The organism is Pantoea sp. CFCC18177 (assembly GCF_059412425.1).
The window spans coordinates 113,503-134,033 of the sequence record NZ_JBNBPL010000004.1 but is presented as its reverse complement, the minus strand read 5'-3'; the positions used below and the strand labels follow the sequence as shown (position 1 = coordinate 134,033).

Genomic DNA, 20,531 nt, shown 5'->3' with positions numbered 1-20,531 from the left:
ACTACGCCATCGCACGATTACGCCCGCCGCGTTTTGCCTGATAAAGTGCTTTATCGGCATCCAGTTTCAACTGTTCCGCCTCACCAGGCTGGCCTGTGGAGGTCAGGGTGCTGTAGCCCGCGCTGACGGTGACCACGCCAGTCGTAAGTTCGGTGCTTTCATGCGCGATACCCGTTTCCGCAACAAGGCTCACGGCGCGTTCAGCGACTTTTTGCGCCTCCAGTGGTGAGGTGCAGGGCAGAATAATGGCGAACTCTTCACCGCCATAACGCGCCACTACATCACCGTGATAATGCACGCTGTCTTTTAATGCCAGCGCGACGTCTTGCAGGCATTCATCCCCCGCCACGTGACCATAGGTATCGTTATAGCGTTTGAAATAGTCGATATCGATCATCACCAGCGATAACGGATCGCCGGTCTTTTCCGATCGCAGCAGCGCTTGTTCCAGCAGGGCATCAAACTGACGACGGTTAGCAAGGCCGGTGAGGCCATCCACCAAGGCCAGCGACTGCAAGGTATGGTTGATGGTGGTCAGTTCGTCACGCACATGGGTCAGTTCAATCTGGTTGCGCACATTGGTGCCGACCTGGCGTAATACAAACAGGCCCATGCCAGCGATGGTAAATAGCAAAACAATATTCAGCAGCACGTTGGTGAGGTTAGCTGTTAACCACTCCATGCGCAGTCGGCTCAGGTCATAACCCGCGGTGACGATCAACGGATAGCGTTCCAGACGAGCATAGCCGAACACACGCTCCACACCATCCAGCGTTGATTTCCACGTTGCGCTGCCGCTGGAGGCGGCTTTAAGCTCCGTTTTAAACAACGGACTGGCGGAGAGAGTGCGGCCAATATAGCTGTCGGGGAAGGGGCGAATATAGAGTGCCGTGGCATCCGCGAGAATCAGCCCGAGAGCATCTTTCTCACCGAGCGTGTAATAGCTGTAATACTGACGGAAATAGTCCACCTTCACCGTTGCCAAAGCCACGCCGGCAAATTTACCCGCACTGTCGTTCAAACGAACCGATACTGGTATCACTAAGTCACCTGTTGAACGACTGCGAATCACATGGCTGATGTGAATATCCAGGCTGTCATGCGTCTGGTGCCAGATAAAATAATCGCGATCGGCATTACTGGCATTAGTCGGCACAAAGTTACCGGATGACGCCACCCAATGGCCCGCCGTGTCGTAAACAAACAGGCCGTGCAATTGCGGCAACTTACTTTGCTGATCTTTAATCTGGTGTAAAAACTGGGGTGTGGCGGCAAACTCGTTACCGTTTTGTCGTAGCTGCCGCACCGCATCTGCCAGCGTAATATCCACTTGCAGAAAGGCATCCTCCGCCTGTTTCGCCAGTGACAAGGAGAGGTTGCGCGCGTCTTCTTCTTTTTCCGTGAGATGCTGCTGCCAGGAGTGCCAGAGGGACCAGGCATTGATGGCAATCACCAGCAGGCTGACCAGCAGTAAAAATACCGCCATGCTTCTACCCAATGAGGTATTTAACAGGCGCGGCGTACTATCGGAGAGAACACTTTTACGCATTTATACTCTTATTAAATCGCTGACATCGTGGGCCTAATATAAGACCAATATTACTCGAATATTTCAGGGGTAATAAGTCTAAGAGAGGATTATTTAATACTCGGGGTAATGTTTGATTGGCCTGTCTCGCGGGGACCACGAGATGTCCGATGAGATGCAGAGAACTCAACCCCTGTTAAACAACTATAATATTGACTGAATTGCTGCCCAGAATGGGCATACAGATCACGCTGGCTGTTTCTCTTGACCACTATCATCGGTGCTTTTGCAGAAGGATGTCCCATGCGTAGTTTTCTGACCTTATTCCTTTTTACGTTGAGTTTATGGGTTTTACCCGCCGGTGCAGCTGGCACGCTAAGTGATGGCTGGGAATGGCTCAAACAGGACGTTTCACAAACCTGGGAGCAACCGCAATATACCGACCTCTATCTCCCGTTTATTAGTTGGCATGCCCGTTTTGCTTACGACAAAGAGAAAACCGACAACTACAACGAATCACCTTGGGGTGGGGGACTGGGCGTCTCACGTTACAACGAAGACGGCGAATGGAGTGCGCTCTACGCCATGGCCTTCAAAGATTCACACAATAAATGGCAGCCGATCATTGGATACGGTTGGGAGAAGGGCTGGTATCTCGATCAGGCCCGCGATTTCCGCCTGGGGCTGGGACTGACGGCGGGCGTCACCGCACGCGATGACTTTGCCAACTATGTGCCGCTGCCGATTGTTCTGCCCCTGTTCTCAGCCGGGTATAAACGCTTAAATGTGCAGTTCACCTACATTCCGGGGTCCTACAACAACGGTAATGTGCTGTTCGCCTGGTTCCGCTATGGCTTCTGACACCCTGATAAAAGGGTTTAAGCGCCTGATCGTGGGTCTTCTGGCTCTGCTGCTGATGTTTTTGCTGATACGCGGCTATCAGTCTGAACAAGGGCCGCCACTGCATCGCTGGCATACCTGGTCCGCGGATGAAATGACCGAAGACCGTATTGATCATGCCAGCTTCGCCGATTATCTGGCACAGGAAGATATCATTTTCCGCGATTTGAAAAGCGAAGTGAGCGATACACTCAGCGATGAGGAGAAAACCTCTCTTAACCGTTTTAACCCGCACAGCCCGGTTAATCCTGAAGGATTCCAGACTGACTGGAACCGCTCCTTTGTGCTGCAACCCATGGGCACGGTGAAGGGCGCGGTTGTCCTGATGCATGGCTTAACTGACTCACCTTACAGCGTGCGCTATCTGGCGCAGGCCTATCAGCAACAAGGGTTTATCGCCGTTGTACCGCGACTGCCAGGACACGGCACGGCACCGGGTTCGTTGACCAAAGTAGACTGGCAAAGCTGGCTGGCCGTGACACGATTAGCAGTGCGTGAAGCCACACGGCTGGCCGGCACGCAGGTTCCCTTGCATCTGGTGGGCTACTCGAATGGGGGGGCGCTGGCGATGAAATATGCCCTCGACAGCCAGCAGGACAGCCAGTTGCGTAAACCGCAGCAGATCGTGTTGCTGTCACCGATGATCGGCGTCACCGCCTATGCGCGCTTTGCCGGGCTGGCCGGTTGGCCCGCGGTGTTCCCGGTGTTTGCCAAGGCGGCGTGGCTGAATATCGTGCCAGAGTATAACCCTTTCAAATACAACTCTTTCCCGGTGCGGGCGGCACGCCAGTCATGGCTGTTAACCCAGGCGCTGCAGGATCAGATTGTACAGCTGTCTCGCACAGGACAATTAAGCCACTTACCCCCCATACTGACATTCCAGTCGGTGCTGGATTCCACCGTCAGCACGCGTGCGGTCGTCAACGCGCTCTACCAATATTTGCCTGACAACGGCAGCAAGCTGGTGATTTTTGATATCAATCAGGCGGCCAATTTACGCGCCTTATTCCGACCTTCACTCTACTCGGCGGTGAACACGTTGTTGCCTGCTGCCCCGCGCCACTACGCGACCACGGTGATCACCAATGCGTCAGCCACCACCTATGAGACGGTGGCGCGCACCACCGCGGCTGACCAAAGCACGGAGGTCACGCAACCCCTGCACATCGCATGGCCGCAGGATATGTATTCGCTGTCGCACATCGCGGTGCCCTTCCCGTTAACCGATTCGTTGTATGGACGCGAGCCAACAGAGAAAAACCGCTATGGCATCAGCCTGGGGACTATCTCACTGCGTGGAGAGACCTCCAGCCTAACGGTGGGGCTGGATACGCTGATGCGCAACACATCTAATCCGTTCTTTGACGTGATGATGGCGCAAATTAATGCCCGCATTGTCTGTAGTCAGCAAAGCGACCTGCTGCGCTGCCTTAAAGGGTGATGACTTTTTTAAGCCAGGAACTGGCCAGGATCAGTTGTGAGATCAGCACCGAGGCTGCGAAGGTGACGACCAGCAGCGCCAGTTTGGTTGCCAGCGAGTTGATTGGGATCCATGCCGTGATGAGATCAAAGACGGAATAGTGAAGAATGTACACGCCGGTCATGGTTTTACTGATGGTGGCGAGCACCGTCTCCTTGAACACCACATTGCGACGGAAGCGCACGCGGCTGGCGGCCACCACCAGGACCACCACCAGCAAATAGATTTGTGAACCGGTCAGAATAAAGGCATTTCGGTCGGCCTTGAACAGCGCAAAGAAAAAGTGTTGCTCGTAGAGCCAGGTAAACAGGTAGATGAAGGGCAACGCAATCGCTGCCGCACGCGTCACATTCCGCCGGTTGAGCCATTCGGCAATAACGGGCTCGCATAATAACTGCCCCGTCAGATAAAACAGCAACCAGGTCCAGATGCGATACTGCGGCTCGAGGCGAAACAGGCTGACTTCGGGATACAGTACCGCAAGCAGATCATAGCCATAAGAGAACAGCAACAGGGTCAGCACCAGACCGGCAAAGGTGATGCGATGCAGGCTGAGCCAGGCGACCAATGGGTGAAAGCTGTAAATCACGACAAAAGAAAACACAAACCAGGGCTGAATCAGGTAGCCGCGTTGATAAGGCTCCCACAAGTAATACACCGTCATCCAGAAAAGAAAAACGATCACCACATTCCTGATTTTCGTCAGTTGCCAGCGCAGGTCCTGCTCGGCGCGTGCATCCATAATGCCGGCCACCACAAAAAACAGCGGGGTGGCGATGGTGGAGATAAACGTCAGAAAGGCCAGAATCCAGTGGTAATCATAATCGTAGCGATCCCAGGTGTTATACAGGGTGAAAAAGGTCACCGCCGCCATGCAGCCCATGGTTTTAATCACATTGAGCCCGGTGACATTCATGGCGAGACGCCAGAGGTGGGTCGATGGAAGCAGGCGTAAATCACCGGCAATACCAGCAAGGTGAGCACGGTGGCAAAGCCCAGACCAAACATAATCACCACCGCCATGCTCTGGAAGAACACATCGCGCAGCAGCGGCGCAAGGCCCAGCACCGTGGTAAAGGCAGTCAGCAAAATCGGCCGTAAACGCGAGGTAGCAGCGTAGAGAATGGCTTCGTGTTGCGGTTTCGCCTGTTTCTGCTGCTCAATCTCCTCAACCAGCACAATACCGTTGCGGATCAACATACCGCTGAGGCTAAGTAAACCAATCAGGGCCATAAAGCCAAACGGAATGCCGGTGATTAAAAAGCCTGGCGTCACGCCGATCAGCGCCAGCGGCACTGTCAGCCAGATAGCAACGGCATTTTTCAGTGAGCTGAACATCAGCACTGTAATGACAAACATCACCAGATAGCCGATAGGTAATGTCGTGAATACCCCTTGCTGGGCATCGCTGGAGCTTTCTGCGTCGCCTCCCCACTCAATACTGTAACCATGTGGCAGAGGGATCTGATCAATCTGCGGCTTCACCCGCGCCAGAATGTCACCGGAAGTATCGCTGCTCAGCGGGTTAGGATCGGTCTGCACCGTCAGTACGCGACTGCGGTCGCGGCGTAAAATCAGCGGATCTTCCCACTCCAGCTTGAAGTCACTGACCACGTTGCTAAGCGGAATATAGTGCTGCTGGCTCTGGCTCCACACCAGCACATTGTTAAGATGGTTCGCATCCTGGCGTTCGCTGGCCGGTGGACGAACGATCACCGGCAACAGATCTGCGCCTTCGCGATAAAGGCCTACGCGACTGCCGGTAAAATTCATCTGCAGGGCGGTATCGATCTCTTGTTTATCCACACCCAACTCACGCCCCAGCGCGGTGTTAAACTGCGGACGAATCACTTTGCTGCGGTTTTGCCAGTCATTACGCACGCTATCGGTAGCGGGATCCTGAGACAGAATATCGCCGACCTGGCTGGCAATCAGTCTCATCCGGTCAGGATCGGGGCCTTTAATGCGCACCTCAATCGCACTGCCGCCAGAGGGGCCAAACATCACGCGCTTAGTACTGGCATTCACCTGCGGATATTGCCGGGCGATATTCGCATCAATGCTGCGTGCCAGCGCCGCAATTTTCCGCTGATCGTCCATGCGCACCATGATTTGAGCGTAGTTGCTGTACTGGCGCTGCCCGTTATAGGTAAGGATAAAGCGCATGCTGCCTTGGCCGATGGTGGTCACCGTTGACACCACGCCGGGCTGATCGGTGATCGACTTTTCAATATCGCTGGCCATTTGTTCGGTGGACTTGATGTCCGTGCCATACGGCAGCCAGAGATCAACAAAGAAGATCGGCGTGTTTGATGAGGGGAAGAAGTTTTGTCGTACTGAACCAAAGCCCCAGATCGAAAGTGCTAGCAGCACCGCCATCACGGATAACGTCAGCGTTTTTTGGCTTAACAGCGCTTTCAGTGTGCGCTGATACAGTTGATAGAAGCCGCCGTCATACGGCGATTTAGCCATTTGCGTGCTGCCATCGCTCCCGGCTTTAAACAGCCACCATTTGATCAGTACCGGCGTGATGGTGAGGGCGGAGAACCAACTCAACATTAACGAGATCAGCAACACCTGGAACAGCGATTTACAATACTCACCGGTGGAGTCTTGCGACAGGCCAATCGGCGCAAAGGCCAAAATCGCAATGATGGTGGCGCCTAACAGGGGAAAGGCAGAACGGCGGATGACAAAGTTCATCGACGAAACCAGCGATGACCCCTGCTGACGCGCAATCAGTACCCCTTCAACGATCACAATCGCATTATCCACCAGCATGCTGAGAGCGATAATCAGCGCACCGAGTGAAATACGCTGCAACTCAATGCCCCACAAGTACATGATCAACAGCGTACCCAGCACATTCAACGCCAAAGAGAGGGCGATAATGATGCCGCTGCGTACTCCCATGAAGATCAGCAGCACCCCGACCACAATCGCCAGTGCCATCAGGAAGTTGGTGATAAAGCCATTAACGGAGTGCGCCACTTCGGCGGCCTGGTCGTAGAACATATTGATCTGGATGCCAGCCGGTTTTTCGGCTGACATTTGCTGCATTTTGGCTTCCAGCGCATGCCCGACATCAATCACGTTAACGCCAGGAATGAAGGAGACGCCCATGGTGACTGCGGGTTTTCCGCTGGCGTGATAGATGCTGGTAGGCGACTCGCTGAGTCCACGTGACAGGGTGGCGATATCGCGTAAGCGGGTGGTCGCTGTTGCACCGACCGGGCTGATCAACAGATCGCTTAATTCATCGAGACTTTGAAACTCTCCAGTAGGATGCAGGCGAATCGATTCGGTGCCGGACTTGATCTCCCCGGCGCTGGAAACCACATTCAAGCGGCTCAATGCGCTGGAAAGCTGCGTCAGGGTAATGCCGCGCGCCGCCATTTTCGTCAGCGAAACATCGACATTGATCTGCTGGGGAATCACTCCGCCGAGGGTGACCTTGCCGACGCCAGGCACCAGCACCAGTTCTCGCCGAAGCTGCTCGGCGTACTGCACCAGCTCAGGATTGCTAAAATTGTCACCGGAAATGGCAAAGAAAAAGCCAAACACATCGCCAAAATCATCATTAACGAATGGGGCAGCCACGCCGGGCGGGAAGAAGCGTGCAGCATCCCCTACGCGCCGCCGGAGTTCATCCCAGATTTGTGGCAATTCATTGGAGTGGTAGCGTGAGGCAATATTCACGGTGATTTGCGACAGACCGTTGGAGGAGATGGAGCTGACGTTGTCCAGATAGGGCAACTGCTGCAGGGCATTTTCCAGCGGCAGCGTGACCTCTTCTTCCACCTGCTGCGCAGAGGCGCCAGGGTACTGTGTCACCACCACGGCGGTCTTGATGGTGAACGCCGGATCTTCCAGGCGACCAATATTCAGCAGGGCAAAAATCCCCCCGACGCCCAGCAGCAAAATCGCCAGCCAGACACGAATCGGGTTATCTATAAACTGTCGGGAAATATCCATTACAGACCCCGCTCACGCGTCCAGATGCGTACCGCTTGTTGAGCGTGTAATTCATTAACGCCCGCCGCGACCACGCGTTCGCCTGCGTGTAATCCAGAGGTGATTACCACCCCCTGATCGGTGACCTCACCGACGGAAACTTTACGATCTTCGAGATGAAATTGATCGCCGCTGCCTTGCACCACCCAAACATGGGGTTCATTCCGCTGGCTGCTGTCCGGGTTAAAGACCGCTTCTACCGGAACCACAAGTGACTCGTGATTTACGTTAGCCGGAAGATTCGCGAGATTGATGGTGACAGTGCCGCTAACGCCACCGACAGCAGGGAAGTCGGCAGGACGCGGCATGGTAAGAATCACCTGCCAGGTCAAGGTATTACTGCTACTGCTGCCGGTGTGTTCTTTGTATTCAGCCTGAAACTGGCGATCGGGCAGGGTGTTTATCCGCACCACGGGACGGTAAGCCATATTACGGATGTCGAGAGAGGTAAACAGGTTTTCCGGCACATTGAACACCACATCGAGCAGGTCAGTGCGTGTCAGGGTGGCAATGGTTTGCCCGGCAGCGACCACCTGGTGATTCCGCACATTGACCGTTGCCGCGGTGCCGCTGAACGGTGCGGTGAGCGTCATCTGACTTAACTCTTCACGCGCGATTTGCAGTGCGGCATTGGCGGCATCACGATTGGCGCGCTGCACGTCCATTTCTGCCTGAGAGATGGCCTGACGGCCTGAGAGGGTTTGAAAGCGCGCAAATTGTCGTTGCGCTAAGGTCGCCGCAGTCTGGCGTTCATTCACTCGCTGCTGCGCTTCACGTGACACCAGTCTGGCAAGCACCTGACCCCGAGTCACGCTACTACCCTGACGCACATCCAGCGCATCAATTTGTCCACCGCGCTTGAACGATACGTCAGTGGAATCACCCGACTCAATGCGGGCAGGAAAAATACGCTGTTGAGATTGACCAGAAGCCACCACCTCAACCACTTTCACCATGCGAGGCAGCGGTGCAACTTCCTGTTTTTTTTGATCGCAACCTGTTGTTATTAAAATAACAACGGCAATCAGATAAAAATAACGCATCACAGAGTTCCCCTTTGCAATAACGATGTAATTTTTTGCGTTATTATTAGCGCCTCATTTATTCGCCCAACATGGAAACCACCGCGTAAGTGAAAAGTCCGACGGCAGAACAGGTGATAATCGCTAACACAACATACAGACTTAGACGGAGCAGACTATAGTCCGGCATCGTTGCCTCCATTAACCTTGATCGCCATCAAACAGCGCCACAGTTATAAACAGAGTGAGAGGTTTATGAGATTGTTTTTGCTATGGATGAGCATAGTCGTAGAGATCAAAGTTTGTAAAGTTTGATAAGCGCAATAACGTTTCCGATATTTTTGGTGTTTTGTTCTGATTTTGTTTAATTAAGTGGTGTTTATAACCTGGTTAACGAAATAAAAACAGGTCTGGCCATGGAGGGTGAAAATGTTAACAATTCACTTTGTTTAGTTTGTTGTAAGTCAAAATAGCTTATTAATCTTTAGGTTAATAATGGCGCTTCTTTTTATTTGGTGTTTTTCTTACTGTTTTTGATTGATAGGCGAATAAGTTGAATGGCCCTGTGCTACGTTTATAACGTCTAATTTTCAACTTGATAATATGATTGTATAGATTATTCCCCTGCTCACTTGCTGTGAGTAGCGACTAATTGCATATCTTTCAGTTATAAACGGGGCTCATCTCAGGCAATTTGCGGAAGTTTGTCTTTGTATTCGACGTGGTTCTGTTAATAACGGGATATCACCGCCTTGATTTCCGAAACAGGATTTGAGGAGAAAGCGATGAATAATATGGCTAAATCGGACAGTGCGTACTATCAACTCTCGGTCGATGAAACGCTAGGGAAGACAGAGAGTTCAATTGAGGGTATTAGCAGTGCGGAGGCTGCAGCCCGCCTACTACAATATGGTGAAAATGCGCTGCCGCAGAAACCCGGCAAGCCAGCATGGCTACGTTTTCTCGCCCACTTTAACGATGTCCTAATCTATGTCCTGCTGGCTGCCGCGTTGCTGAAAGCCGTGATGGGGCAATGGGTCGATATGTCCGTGATACTGGGTGTAGCTGTGGTCAATGCTTTGATTGGCCATATCCAGGAGAGTAACGCGGCAAAGTCGCTACAAAGTATTCGCAATATGCTCTCCAGTGAAACGGTGGTGGTGCGCGCAGGCCAGCATGAAACCGTAGCCACCACGGCACTGGTGCCTGGTGATGTGGTGGTGATCCGCGCCGGTGACCGTATTCCTGCCGATTTGCGCGTTATCGAAGCCCATAATTTGCGGGTGGAGGAGGCGATCCTTACCGGGGAGTCTACGGTCGTAGAGAAAGGCACCGAGGCGTTGAGCGGCGATCTACCCTTAGGCGATCGCACCAACCTGCTGTTTTCCGGTACCACCGTGAGTTCGGGTGGGGGTAAGGGCCTGGTGGTCGCGACCGGGGGGGAAACCGAGTTAGGGCACATCAACCAGATGATGTCCGACATCGAAAAACATCGTACACCTTTGATGGTACAGATGGATAAGCTGGGTAAAGCCATTTTCGTGCTCATCCTGGTCATGATGGCAGCACTGTTCGTCTTTAGTTTGCTGTTCCGGGATATGCCGGTTTCTGAACTGATGCTCTCACTGATAAGCCTGGCAGTAGCGTCCGTTCCAGAGGGATTACCCGCGATTATCTCCATCATCCTCTCTCTCGGTGTGCAAGTCATGGCGAAGCAGAAGGCGATCATCCGTAAACTGCCGACGGTGGAAACCCTGGGTGCCATGACGGTGGTCTGCTCAGATAAAACCGGCACCCTGACCATGAATGAGATGACGGTCAAAGCGGTGATCACCGCCGATCATATCTACCGGGTTGAGGGTGACAGCTATGAACCGGTAGGGGCGATTCACAAATCAGATGATGCAGTCCCTGTTACGGTCACTGAAGACTCATTGCTGGGGCGCTATCTGCGCACCATCGATCTGTGCAATGACAGCCAACTGATTAAGGATGACAGCGGGTTCTGGAAAATCACCGGCGGCCCGACGGAAGGCGCGTTAAAAGTGTTGGCGGCCAAGGGGCAGTTGCCGGTGGTGACCACTGAACTGCGCAGTAAAATTCCGTTTGATTCGCAATACAAATACATGTCGACGCTGTATCGCATCGGTGATGAGGAGCGGATACTGATTACCGGCGCACCGGATGTTTTATTCAGGCTGTGTCAGCAGCAGCAAACGGAAGCGGGCCTGCAGCCGCTGGATCTTCCGTGGTGGGAGGCCAAAATCGAGGAATATGCGCGGGAAGGTCTGCGCATGGTGGCGGCAGCCTGGAAACCTTCCTCACCGGGGCAAACAGAGTTAGATCACGCTGACCTGCAGCAGGGGGTGATCTTGCTGGGCATCGCCGGGATGATGGACCCACCGCGCCCTGAAGCGATCACCGCGATTGGTGACTGCCTGCAAGCCGGTATCCGCGTGAAAATGATCACCGGTGACCACCCGCAAACGGCGATGAGTATTGGTCAGATGCTGGGTATCGGCAATGCCAACAGCGCCATTACCGGGCGTGAGTTAGAAGTGATGGACGATCACCAATTGAGCGAAGCGGCGCAGACCTACGATATTTTTGCCCGCACCAGCCCCGAGGATAAGTTCCGTCTGGTGCAGGCGCTGCAGAGTAGAAAAGAGGTGGTCGGGATGACCGGGGACGGCGTGAATGATGCGCCAGCGCTGAAACAAGCCGATGTTGGCGTGGCAATGGGGATTAAAGGCACCGAAGTCACTAAAGAAGCTGCCGATATGGTGTTAACCGATGATAACTTTGCCACCATTGCCAGCGCGGTGCGAGAAGGGCGTCGGGTGTACGATAACCTGAAAAAAACCATCCTGTTTATCATGCCCACTAACCTTGCACAGGGCTTGCTGATCATTATCGCGCTGTTGGCGGGGAACCTGATTCCTCTCACGCCGGTACTGATTCTGTGGATGAACATGGCGACGTCCGCCACGCTCTCCTTTGGCCTGGCTTTTGAGGCGGGAGAGAAGAACATCATGCGCCGCCCACCACGCGATCCTAAGCTGCACGTGATGGACGGTTTTGCGGTCTGGCGCGTGATTTTTGTCGGTTCGATGATCGCCGTCAGCGCCTTTGTGCTGGAAGCCTGGTTACAGCCGCGTGGCTATTCCCCTGAGTTTATCCGTACCGTGTTACTGCAAACGCTGGTGACCGCACAGTGGTTCTATATGCTCAACTGCCGCGTCTCCGATGGCTTCTCGTTGACTAAAGGCTTACTGATGAACAAAGGGATCTGGATTGTCAGTGCGGTGCTGTTAGTGCTGCAACTCCTGATCATCTACGCGCCCTTTATGCAGATGCTGTTTGGCACCACCGGACTTCCATTCCGCTATTGGGTGATCACCTTCATCATTGGATTTGTGATGTTCCTGATTGTTGAAATCGAGAAGCCGTTAACCCGCAAATTCAGAACCGCGTAAACATCAACAGCACCCGCACACGTGGGTGCTGTCCTTTTTCTGCTGGCTTGACACCTGAGCGAGCAACATCCTAGACTGCCGCTTGTTCCAAGGGGTGCCCGAGTAGCGGGCTGAGATTCTACCCGCTGGCGATTTGTCGCTGGCAACGTAGTGACCCTCCGAACCTGATCCGGCTAATACCGGCGTAGGGATGCGGGACACAGGGCACTTCCACGCCCTGATTCCATCTTTGTGCTTTGTAGCGGACAGAACATCCTCACCAGGCTTTGCCTGATAGAGACCTCGCACAATCACAGTAGGTGGAATCCATGACCGAAGCTGCACTTATCGATGCGCTACTGACCTTTCTGTCTCGTCAGGACACCAGCGATGACGATTTCAACCGTCTGGCACTCGCTATCTTTGCTTATCAGTTTGAGCACAATCCACCTTACCGCCGCTTTGCCATTAAGCGTGGACGTACACCATTCACGGTAAAACACTGGCGCGCCATCCCCGCTATCCCAATCACGGCTTTTAAAGATCTCACGCTGAGTTGCCATGCCACGGATGACGTGGAGGCGATATTTATGACCAGTGGCACCACTGGCACGGTGAAAGGGCGCAGTTATCATCCCACGCTGGATGTATGGAAATGCTCCATGACGCTCAATTTCCGCCAGCGATTTATGGCAGGCCGGGAACGTATCCGCATGGGCGTCTTATTCCCCGATAGCAGCGCATTGCCGAACTCCTCACTGGCGCATTACCTGACGCTGGCAAAACACACCTTCGGCACACCCGACAGTGCAGTGATGTTGAATGACAGTGGCATTGACTGGGCGCGTTTGTTTGCCGCACTCGATCAGGCCGAGATCTGCGGTGAGCCTTATGCTCTGCTGGGGGCCAGCTACAGCTTTGTGCATCTGATGGATGAGTTGCAACGTCAGGGGCGCTGTTTTTCCTTGCCCGAGGGCAGCCGGATACTCGACACCGGCGGATTTAAAGGGCAGTCACGCGAGGTCGAAGCCGACGATTTTTACAACGCGCTGACCAAAGCGTTGGGCGTACCGCGTGAACAGTGCATCAACATGTATGGCATGACTGAACTCAGCAGCCAGTTTTATGACAACGGCAATGTTGAATGCCCGTCGGTAAAATCAGGCCCGCACTGGATCCGTACGCGGGTGGTCAATCCACTTACGGGTGAGGATGTGCCCGAGGGGGAAATCGGGGTGCTGGTGCATCACGATCTGGCCCATTTCAATTCGGTGTCGGCTCTTCTGACTGAAGATGCAGGCGTTGCCGTAGCAGGCGGTTTCCAGTTACTGGGGCGGGTGACGGGCGCGGATGCAAAAGGGTGTTCACTGGCGATGGCCGAATTTCTCGCAGCCACGCAAGGTGCCCTGTGAAAGAGAGCGCGGGTTACCTGCCGAGCGGCTTCACATCGTCCGAGGTGCAGTGGCATACGCTGAGCTTCACCCATCATGGTAAACAGCTGGATGTCGCCGTGCCGGATCTCAACGCGGCGCAAATCGAGAAGTTGAGCGGTCATATCCGCCGCCATGCGCGTGACTATCTGAGCACACTTAGTGTGACCAGGATTGTAGCCATCGTAGGTGAAGCGATTTCGCGTCTGCTGGACCGCAACCATCCACTGCGTAGCAAAGCGGAAGCGTTACTGCCCATCGTCACCGGTTTTGATGCCGAGATGATCCGCTCCGGGCTGACTGGCTATCTCAAAACCTTTCGCCAGCCTCAGTTGAAACGGTTCCTGGCAGAGGACTTTACCGATCCGCAAATACTGGATGATTTCCAGCCGCGCCCCAGCGGTGGCTTTGCGCGCGCGTTTGGACCTGAATTATTGCTGCATATCTGGGCAGGTAATGTGCCGGGGTTGCCGCTGTGGAGTTTGATTTGCGGTTTGCTGGTCAAAGCGGGCACGGTCGGCAAACTGCCCGGCGCAGAGCCGATGATGGCGGGATGGTTTGCCCAACTGCTGGCCGACATCGACCCGCAATTGGGTGAGTGCCTGGCGGTGGTGTGGTGGAAGGGCGGCGACAGCACGGCAGAAGCAGCGTGGTTCCAGCAGCCCGATGTGGTAATGGCTTACGGCGGCAATCCAACGCTTAGAGCGATTCAGCAGCAGCTTCCGGTCACCATCCGTTTTCTGCCGCACGGCCACAAAATCAGCATTGGCTTGGTGGCGCGGTCGGCGCTGGATGTGCGGCAGGGCACGGAACTGGCGCGCCGCGCCGCATTCGACATGATGCGCTATGACCAGGCCGGATGTTATTCACCGCAAATGCTCTTTGTGGAGCGCGGTGGACGCGTCTCACCGCAGGAGTTTGCTGCTTATCTCGCCCATGAGTTGCAGGTTCTGGCACGTAAATATCCACGTCGAATACTTTCGCAGGCTGAGGCCCATCACTTCGCCACTTGGCGCAGCACCGAAGAGATCCGCGCATTGCAGGGCGATCGCACCTTGTATGGCGAAGCAACCGATAGCTGGGCTGTGGTGTGTGTGGATGTAGGTGAAGCGCTCTCACCCACGGCGCTTGGGCGAACGTTGAAAGTGATTGCCGTGGATGACATTGAAGACGCGATTCCACTGATTGCCCGGCAAAAAATCTATTTGCAGACGGCTGCAGTGGCGGCTGAACCGGATGCACTGTTTCGCTTGTCTTCGCGACTGGGGAAAGTGGGCGTAACGCGTATCACCGCCTTTGGTGCAATGACGTCGCCCGCAGCAGGCTGGCACCACGATGGGCGCTTTAGCCTGCTGGATCTTGTCACCATGACCGAAATTGAACACGCAGCGGAACAGGCGGCAGAAAAATTCGCGCCTTACGCTGACTGAAGGTGTTTTTCTACAGGAGGTAATCTATGAAATTTGCTGATCGCACGGTTTTGGTCACGGGCGCCAGCCGAGGCATTGGTGCGGCAATCGCCAAAGCCTTTGCCGCTGAGGGCGCGCTGGTGGTGGTGAATTACCTACACAGTGAGGAGGCCGCAGCCGAAGTGGTAAAAAGCTGTGAAGCCTTGGGCGGTGCGGCTGTGGCGATCCGTGCGGATGTGACGTCACCTGAGCAGGTGGCGGCGATGATGGAGAAAATCGTCAATACCACGGGGCGTCTGGATGCGGTGATCAATAATGCGTTTGCTCCTTATGTGTTTGATACCGACAATCGCCAGCGCTTTTGGGAAACCTCATGGCAGGGCTACCAGAGCCAGTTTGAGGGTGCAGTCGGGGCGGCCTATAACGTCTGCCAGGCCGCATTGCCACTTATGCGTGCGCGGGCACGCGGCAGCATCGTCAACCTGTCGAGCGATCTGGTTGCCCGTCCTTCGGTGCCGTACCACGACTATGTGACAGCCAAATCCGCCTTGATCGGGTTCAGCCGTTCGTTGGCCGCAGAGTTGGGGCCGCTCGGCATTCGCGTCAACTGTGTCGCACCGGGTTTGGTATATCCGACCGATGCCAGCCGCGCGACGCGGGAAGAGGTACGCGATTTTATCACCGCCCAAACGCCACTGCGCCGTATTGCCGAACCGGGTGATGTCGCCGGTCCGGTGCTGTTTTTAGCCTCGGACTGGAGCGAGTTTGTCACCGGGCAGACATTGTATGTAGATGGCGGGTTGGTGATGGGGTGAGACTGGCGTAGGGCGACCGTATGGTCGCCTTGCTGAGATCAGTAACTCTCCGGCACCATCATGCTCTCCGGAACCGGATGGCGCGCATAATCGGCATGATGAATACGAGAAGGCAGCGAAATGTGTTCGCCTTCGGCCGCTTCATACGGCACCTGCTGCAATAGGTGGCGGATGCAGTTCAGCCGGGCTTTTTTCTTATCCACACCTTTTACCACCCACCAGCGCGCTTCCTCAATGTTAGTACGCTCCAGCATCATCTCTTTGGCGGCGGTGTAATCCTCCCAGCGACGACGACTCTCCAGATCCATTGGACTCAGTTTCCACTGTTTTAATGGATCGTGAATACGGCTGAGGAAGCGCATCTCCTGCTCCTCATCCGTAATTGAAATCCAGTATTTGACGATTTGAATACCGCTGCGCACCAGCATGCGCTCAAATTCTGGCGCGCTGTGATAGAACTCTTCTACTTCGCTCTCGCTGCAAAACCCCATCACCTTTTCAACACCCGCACGGTTGTACCAGCTGCGATCGAACAGCACGATTTCACCGGCCGACGGCAAGTGCGACACGTAACGCTGAAAATACCATTGCGTTTTCTCTCGTTCGTTCGGGGCGGGAAGGGCGGCCACACGGCAGTAGCGCGGGTTGAGGCGCTGCATAATGCGCTTGATCACCCCACCTTTGCCAGCCGCATCGCGGCCTTCAAAAATCACTACCAAACGATGACCCGTACGGATGACCCAGTTTTGCAGTTTCACCAGTTCACCCTGCAAATGCAGCAGCTCGGTAAAATAGCGGCGTCGCCAGGCTATCTCTTGCGGATCATTATTAGCCGCAAGGCCAAACTCCATTAACTCCAGCTCCAGTGACTCTTCGTAGCTGTCGTAGCACTCCTGTAAAAAACGCGCGTCAATATTATCGTTATGGTTTATTTCGTGTGCAGACATTGTCTTATCCCTGTCAAAATGCGCGTTACAGTGACGTCATTATCCAATAGAGCGCGGCAGAGAGCAGCGCGGCGGCAGGCAGTGTGAGCACCCAAGCCAGCACCATATTGCGCAGTGTGCCGAACTGTAATCCGCTGCGATTCGCCGCCATGGTGCCCGCGATGCCAGAAGAGAGTACGTGGGTCGTTGATACCGGCAATCCAAACGCATCAGCTGCGCCAATAGTGCCCATCGCCACCATCTGAGCACTGATGCCCTGCGCATAGTTGAGTTGGCTTTTGCCAATCTTCTCTCCAAGCGTCGTGACAATACGACGCCAGCCCACCATAGTGCCCAGTCCCAGAGCGATCGCCACGGCGACTTTCACCCAGGTCGGGATAAATTGCGTGGCGCCGTTCAGGGTGATTTTCAGCGCCTGAAGGTTTTGCTGTGTTGCGACGGGTATAACCAGGGTGTGATCGGCTTGCAGTTGCTTGATGGTTTCGGCCGCCAGATACATCTGATTACGCACCTCGGGTTTCTGTTCTGCCGGGATTGATTGCAACGCGCCGAAGTGCTTCAGCGTCGCGCCAATATTCCCACTGACCTGCGCCAGTGCAGCAATCACCTTGGCATCACGCTCACCGGTGCGCAGGAAGGTGGTCAACACTTCTTCAGGTTGAGCCGGAACGGCGACCGATGTGTATTGCATTAACTGTGCCTGGCTGTTTTCCGCAAGGGTAATCAGCTGCGGAATATCAGATGGAGGCAGAGTACGATTTAGAGAGTAAGTGACGGGCAAGGCAGCCACCAGAATCAGCATCATCAATCCCATGCCTTTCTGACCATCGTTTGAACCATGTGCAAAGGAGACGCCGGTGCAGGAGAGCACCATCAGTCCACGGATCCACATCGGCGGTGCGCCTTCTTGCTGACTGGTGCTATACAGCGCTGGCTTTTTTACCATGCGCTTCATCAGAACCAGTAGCAGAGCAGCACAGACGAAGCCGACAATCGGGGAAAGAATCAAGGCATTGCCAATATTCATCGCCTGTCCCCAATTCACGCCGCTCAGTGCGCTACGTCCATGCATCACCGCATTCGCTATACCCACGCCAATAATCGCGCCAATCAAGGTATGTGAGGAGGAGGCGGGCAGACCTAACCACCATGTGGCGAGGTTCCAGATAATCGCGGAGAACAATAGCGCGTAGATCATCACAAAGCTTTCACTGCTGCCGGCTTGCATAACCAGTTCAATCGGCAGTAGGGAAATAATGCCGAAGGCCACCGCACCAGAGGAGCATAAAACGCCGAGGAAATTGAATATTCCTGACCACACCACTGCGACCGTCGGCGAGAGAGAGCGGGTATAAATCACCGTAGCAACAGCGTTAGCCGTATCGTGGAAACCATTGACGAACTCAAAACCCAAGGCTGCCAATAGGGCAATACCCAGCAGAATCAGCGGCAGCGAACTGCTGAATGCTGCTCCGGTTTGCTGAATATCGCCGAGGAGTTGGCTGGCAGCAAATAGCACGCCAGCCAGCAACACCATGCAAAAAAAGAAAAGTGGTTTTTTACTATTTTGGGTAGGGCGAGGGAGAGCAGAAGACAAGGGTGTAGCGGCAACATGTAAAGCTTGAGGCGTAACGTAATCGCTCATTAGTGAAAATTTCCTATAGATCGCTAAAGCAGCATAAGCACAACGCTTTGTGTGGCTAACATATAGAAAATTTATGAAAGTTTTATGACAGGACTGTCAAAAAATAGTCATATAAATGAAATTTTTGAGAGGTTGAAATTTAGAGTTATAATATAAATAGTTGAATGTAAAAGTATTTCTATTATTTTTCTAAGGGGCGACGATCTCGCCCTTGTTTTATTTTTGACATTTTTTTGTCATATAACGCAAGAACTGATTACCATTAATTATATTTTCAGCAGTAAATTATTATCTTGCTTATTTGCCTCAGCCCTATTGGTTGCGCGGCGATGAACAGGGGTGCCACGCTACAGGACGATTACCGACGCCTTTCCAGTTCATCCATCAGCCAGGCTTTGCTGATGGGGCCTTGACTCACCTTTTGGATCATTGCGCTCTCAGCGTAGTTCAGCAGCCATTCACCCATTTCAGCCATCCCGGCCTCGTAAGAGCCATGGACCTCAATGAACTTCTCCGACAGGACCAGCAACTCCATGCGTAGCGCGTTGCTGCGCGTCATAAATTCCATATAGCCTTCGCGGTCGGTTTCATAATCGGGAATCTTTGAAAGCACGGTTGCATCCTCTGCACGCCAATAAAGAGCGCCAGTGTAAACCTCCATCGCCCCGCTATGCAGAATAATTATGCGAATTGATTGAATATCTGAACATAACCTTCATGAGCGGCTGAAAACCACGCGCCGGTCTCTAAAGCGGGCTATCTTTGTTCGTGTTGAAGTTTTGGCATCAATCCAGATTTTCTGCAGTCACAATGCGCAGTTCCACGCGCCCGTCTTGATACAGGTCGGGAATAAACCCCTGTTCAAGATAGCGAATGAGCAGATCGGTCGCCAACACGGCATGTTGGCGTGCATTCTGATCTAATGTGTAGGCGAGGGCGCCAGTTTGCAGAAGCTGCCGGGTCACATCATACAGTTCGTGAGTGATATAACAGCAGCGCCTGGTTAACTGATGCTGATGCAATACGGCACTGATATCGCTGTTATTATCGCCTGAATTATATAATCCCACGACATTATCGGATTGATGTAATGCCTGATTGAGCAGAGCACGTATTTTATGCCGCTCATCTTCACCGGCCAACACTTCGCGTAAACGCAACCAAGGGGCACGTTGTGTTATGGCATCACGAAAGCCGGAAATACGTTGGATATGGGCACTAAAATCAAAACGGCCGCTGACCATGATGACGTCGCCTGCATTTGGCATGGTTTGGCTCATTAATAAACCGGCGGTGCGCCCCGCCTGATACTGATTTATTCCAACATGACAGAATCGATGAGAATCGGCTAAGTCGGAAACCAGCGAAATCACAGGAACACCTCTATCCTTGCAATACGCCAATGCTTCATGAATAACCGGATAGTCATGACCATAAACAATAATACCGTCCCGCAATTCACTGCTTTTTTTTATCTTTTCGGCGAGTTTATCGGGTGGGTTTTCGCTCACCAGAGTACGGAATAATTTAATTTTTCGGTAGCCAAGACGGTCGGCGATGTTGGCAAACTCATCCGCCAGTTGTTGAAAAAACCAGGTACCATTACTGCTGAGGAATACCTCTATTTGCCATGGATGCTGGGTATCATCGGGCAATAAACGCTGTAAGCCCGCCTGCCGTGCTGCGCGCAACACCTTGCGCACCGTCTCAGGACGAACACCGCCACGCTCATTCAGCACGCGATCCACTGTGGCAATCCCTACCCCGGCCAGTTCAGCAACCTTTATCAGGGTGAGCTTTTTCATTTTAAGTCAGTGCCCCAGCAAGATGTCTAATATTTAAACCACACTCAGTGCGTTTCGCATCACAGTATGGCGTTTGCGTGT

General features: G+C 53.6%; 14 protein-coding genes and 1 riboswitch. Of the genes, 6 read left to right on the top strand and 8 right to left on the bottom strand.

Going from position 1 to position 20,531, the window contains the following annotated elements; translation table 11 throughout:
- Nucleotide 1: 1 nt before the first annotated feature.
- Nucleotides 2-1,486 carry a sensor domain-containing diguanylate cyclase gene (locus tag ACPUC8_RS06135; protein WP_052205846.1) on the bottom strand — a complete coding sequence of 495 codons (1,485 nt, stop codon included), beginning with the start codon at nucleotides 1,484-1,486 and terminating at the stop codon, nucleotides 2-4.
- Nucleotides 1,487-1,831: 345 nt separating this feature from the next.
- Between ACPUC8_RS06135 and pagP the strand changes: the two genes are divergently transcribed.
- Nucleotides 1,832-2,389, top strand: coding sequence for a lipid IV(A) palmitoyltransferase PagP (pagP, locus tag ACPUC8_RS06130; protein WP_494925774.1), 558 nt, complete (start codon nucleotides 1,832-1,834; stop codon nucleotides 2,387-2,389).
- A complete protein-coding gene (locus ACPUC8_RS06125) occupies nucleotides 2,379-3,869 on the top strand; it encodes an alpha/beta hydrolase (RefSeq protein WP_494925773.1) in 1,491 nt (496 codons plus the stop codon). Before pagP ends, ACPUC8_RS06125 begins: the two co-directional genes overlap by 11 nt.
- Here the strand turns inward: ACPUC8_RS06125 and ACPUC8_RS06120 are convergent.
- Genes ACPUC8_RS06120 through ACPUC8_RS06110 form a run of 3 tightly spaced genes read right to left on the bottom strand, consistent with a single transcriptional unit; the run spans nucleotide 3,859 to nucleotide 8,968 of the window.
- Nucleotides 3,859-4,824 (bottom strand): acyltransferase, encoded by a 966-nt coding sequence (locus ACPUC8_RS06120; protein WP_494925772.1) that lies wholly within the window; start codon nucleotides 4,822-4,824, stop codon nucleotides 3,859-3,861. The genes ACPUC8_RS06125 and ACPUC8_RS06120 overlap by 11 nt on opposite strands.
- Complete coding sequence (locus tag ACPUC8_RS06115) at nucleotides 4,821-7,883, bottom strand: efflux RND transporter permease subunit (RefSeq protein WP_039326894.1); 3,063 nt, start codon at nucleotides 7,881-7,883, stop codon at nucleotides 4,821-4,823. The genes ACPUC8_RS06120 and ACPUC8_RS06115 overlap by 4 nt, the downstream gene beginning before the upstream one ends.
- Entirely contained in the window at nucleotides 7,883-8,968 is a 1,086-nt protein-coding gene (locus ACPUC8_RS06110) for an efflux RND transporter periplasmic adaptor subunit (protein WP_039326897.1), read from the bottom strand. Before ACPUC8_RS06110 ends, ACPUC8_RS06115 begins: the two co-directional genes overlap by 1 nt.
- Before the next feature lie 770 nt (nucleotides 8,969-9,738).
- Here ACPUC8_RS06110 and ACPUC8_RS06105 point away from each other — a divergent pair.
- The 4 genes from ACPUC8_RS06105 to ACPUC8_RS06090 all read left to right on the top strand — a co-directional run bounded on the left by ACPUC8_RS06105 (nucleotide 9,739) and on the right by ACPUC8_RS06090 (nucleotide 16,053).
- Nucleotides 9,739-12,420, top strand: coding sequence for a cation-transporting P-type ATPase (locus ACPUC8_RS06105; RefSeq protein ID WP_494925854.1), 2,682 nt, complete (start codon nucleotides 9,739-9,741; stop codon nucleotides 12,418-12,420).
- Nucleotides 12,421-12,500: 80 nt separating this feature from the next.
- A riboswitch (TPP riboswitch) is annotated at nucleotides 12,501-12,628 on the top strand.
- Nucleotides 12,629-12,728: 100 nt separating this feature from the next.
- Nucleotides 12,729-13,811, top strand: a complete 1,083-nt coding sequence (locus tag ACPUC8_RS06100) for a LuxE/PaaK family acyltransferase (RefSeq protein ID WP_494925771.1) — start codon at nucleotides 12,729-12,731, stop codon at nucleotides 13,809-13,811.
- The gene (locus ACPUC8_RS06095) at nucleotides 13,808-15,259 is read left to right on the top strand and encodes an acyl-CoA reductase (RefSeq protein ID WP_494925770.1); all 1,452 of its coding nucleotides are present in this window, start codon (nucleotides 13,808-13,810) and stop codon (nucleotides 15,257-15,259) included. The genes ACPUC8_RS06100 and ACPUC8_RS06095 overlap by 4 nt, the downstream gene beginning before the upstream one ends.
- 26 nt (nucleotides 15,260-15,285) lie before the next feature.
- Entirely contained in the window at nucleotides 15,286-16,053 is a 768-nt protein-coding gene (locus tag ACPUC8_RS06090; RefSeq protein WP_039326907.1) for a 3-oxoacyl-ACP reductase, read from the top strand.
- 38 nt (nucleotides 16,054-16,091) lie between these two features.
- Here the strand turns inward: ACPUC8_RS06090 and ppk2 are convergent, their stop codons facing one another.
- From ppk2 to ACPUC8_RS06070, 4 genes are all read right to left on the bottom strand, one after another.
- Nucleotides 16,092-17,000: a polyphosphate kinase 2 gene (gene ppk2, locus ACPUC8_RS06085; RefSeq protein ID WP_494925769.1), complete on the bottom strand. Its 909-nt coding sequence runs from the start codon at nucleotides 16,998-17,000 to the stop codon at nucleotides 16,092-16,094.
- Between the two features lie 25 nt (nucleotides 17,001-17,025).
- Entirely contained in the window at nucleotides 17,026-18,645 is a 1,620-nt protein-coding gene (locus tag ACPUC8_RS06080; RefSeq protein ID WP_494925768.1) for an inorganic phosphate transporter, read from the bottom strand.
- A 358-nt stretch (nucleotides 18,646-19,003) separates the two neighbouring features.
- Entirely contained in the window at nucleotides 19,004-19,258 is a 255-nt protein-coding gene (locus tag ACPUC8_RS06075; RefSeq protein WP_156138024.1) for a hypothetical protein, read from the bottom strand.
- 172 nt (nucleotides 19,259-19,430) lie between these two features.
- Nucleotides 19,431-20,450 (bottom strand): LacI family DNA-binding transcriptional regulator, encoded by a 1,020-nt coding sequence (locus ACPUC8_RS06070; protein ID WP_494925767.1) that lies wholly within the window; start codon nucleotides 20,448-20,450, stop codon nucleotides 19,431-19,433.
- Between the last annotated feature and the right edge of the window lie 81 nt (nucleotides 20,451-20,531).

Excerpts from the sequence above, each read along its gene's own strand:
- ACPUC8_RS06135 (WP_052205846.1), bottom strand. The coding sequence starts at position 1,486 with ATGGCGGTATTTTTACTGCTGGTCAGCCTGCTGGTGATTGCCATCAAT.
- pagP (WP_494925774.1), top strand. The coding sequence starts at position 1,832 with ATGCGTAGTTTTCTGACCTTATTCCTTTTTACGTTGAGTTTATGGGTT.
- ACPUC8_RS06125 (WP_494925773.1), top strand. The coding sequence starts at position 2,379 with ATGGCTTCTGACACCCTGATAAAAGGGTTTAAGCGCCTGATCGTGGGT.
- ACPUC8_RS06120 (WP_494925772.1), bottom strand. The coding sequence starts at position 4,824 with ATGAATGTCACCGGGCTCAATGTGATTAAAACCATGGGCTGCATGGCG.
- ACPUC8_RS06115 (WP_039326894.1), bottom strand. The coding sequence starts at position 7,883 with ATGGATATTTCCCGACAGTTTATAGATAACCCGATTCGTGTCTGGCTG.
- ACPUC8_RS06105 (WP_494925854.1), top strand. The coding sequence starts at position 9,739 with ATGGCTAAATCGGACAGTGCGTACTATCAACTCTCGGTCGATGAAACG.
- ACPUC8_RS06100 (WP_494925771.1), top strand. The coding sequence starts at position 12,729 with ATGACCGAAGCTGCACTTATCGATGCGCTACTGACCTTTCTGTCTCGT.
- ACPUC8_RS06090 (WP_039326907.1), top strand. The coding sequence starts at position 15,286 with ATGAAATTTGCTGATCGCACGGTTTTGGTCACGGGCGCCAGCCGAGGC.
- ppk2 (WP_494925769.1), bottom strand. The coding sequence starts at position 17,000 with ATGTCTGCACACGAAATAAACCATAACGATAATATTGACGCGCGTTTT.
- ACPUC8_RS06080 (WP_494925768.1), bottom strand. The coding sequence starts at position 18,645 with ATGAGCGATTACGTTACGCCTCAAGCTTTACATGTTGCCGCTACACCC.
- ACPUC8_RS06070 (WP_494925767.1), bottom strand. The coding sequence starts at position 20,450 with ATGAAAAAGCTCACCCTGATAAAGGTTGCTGAACTGGCCGGGGTAGGG.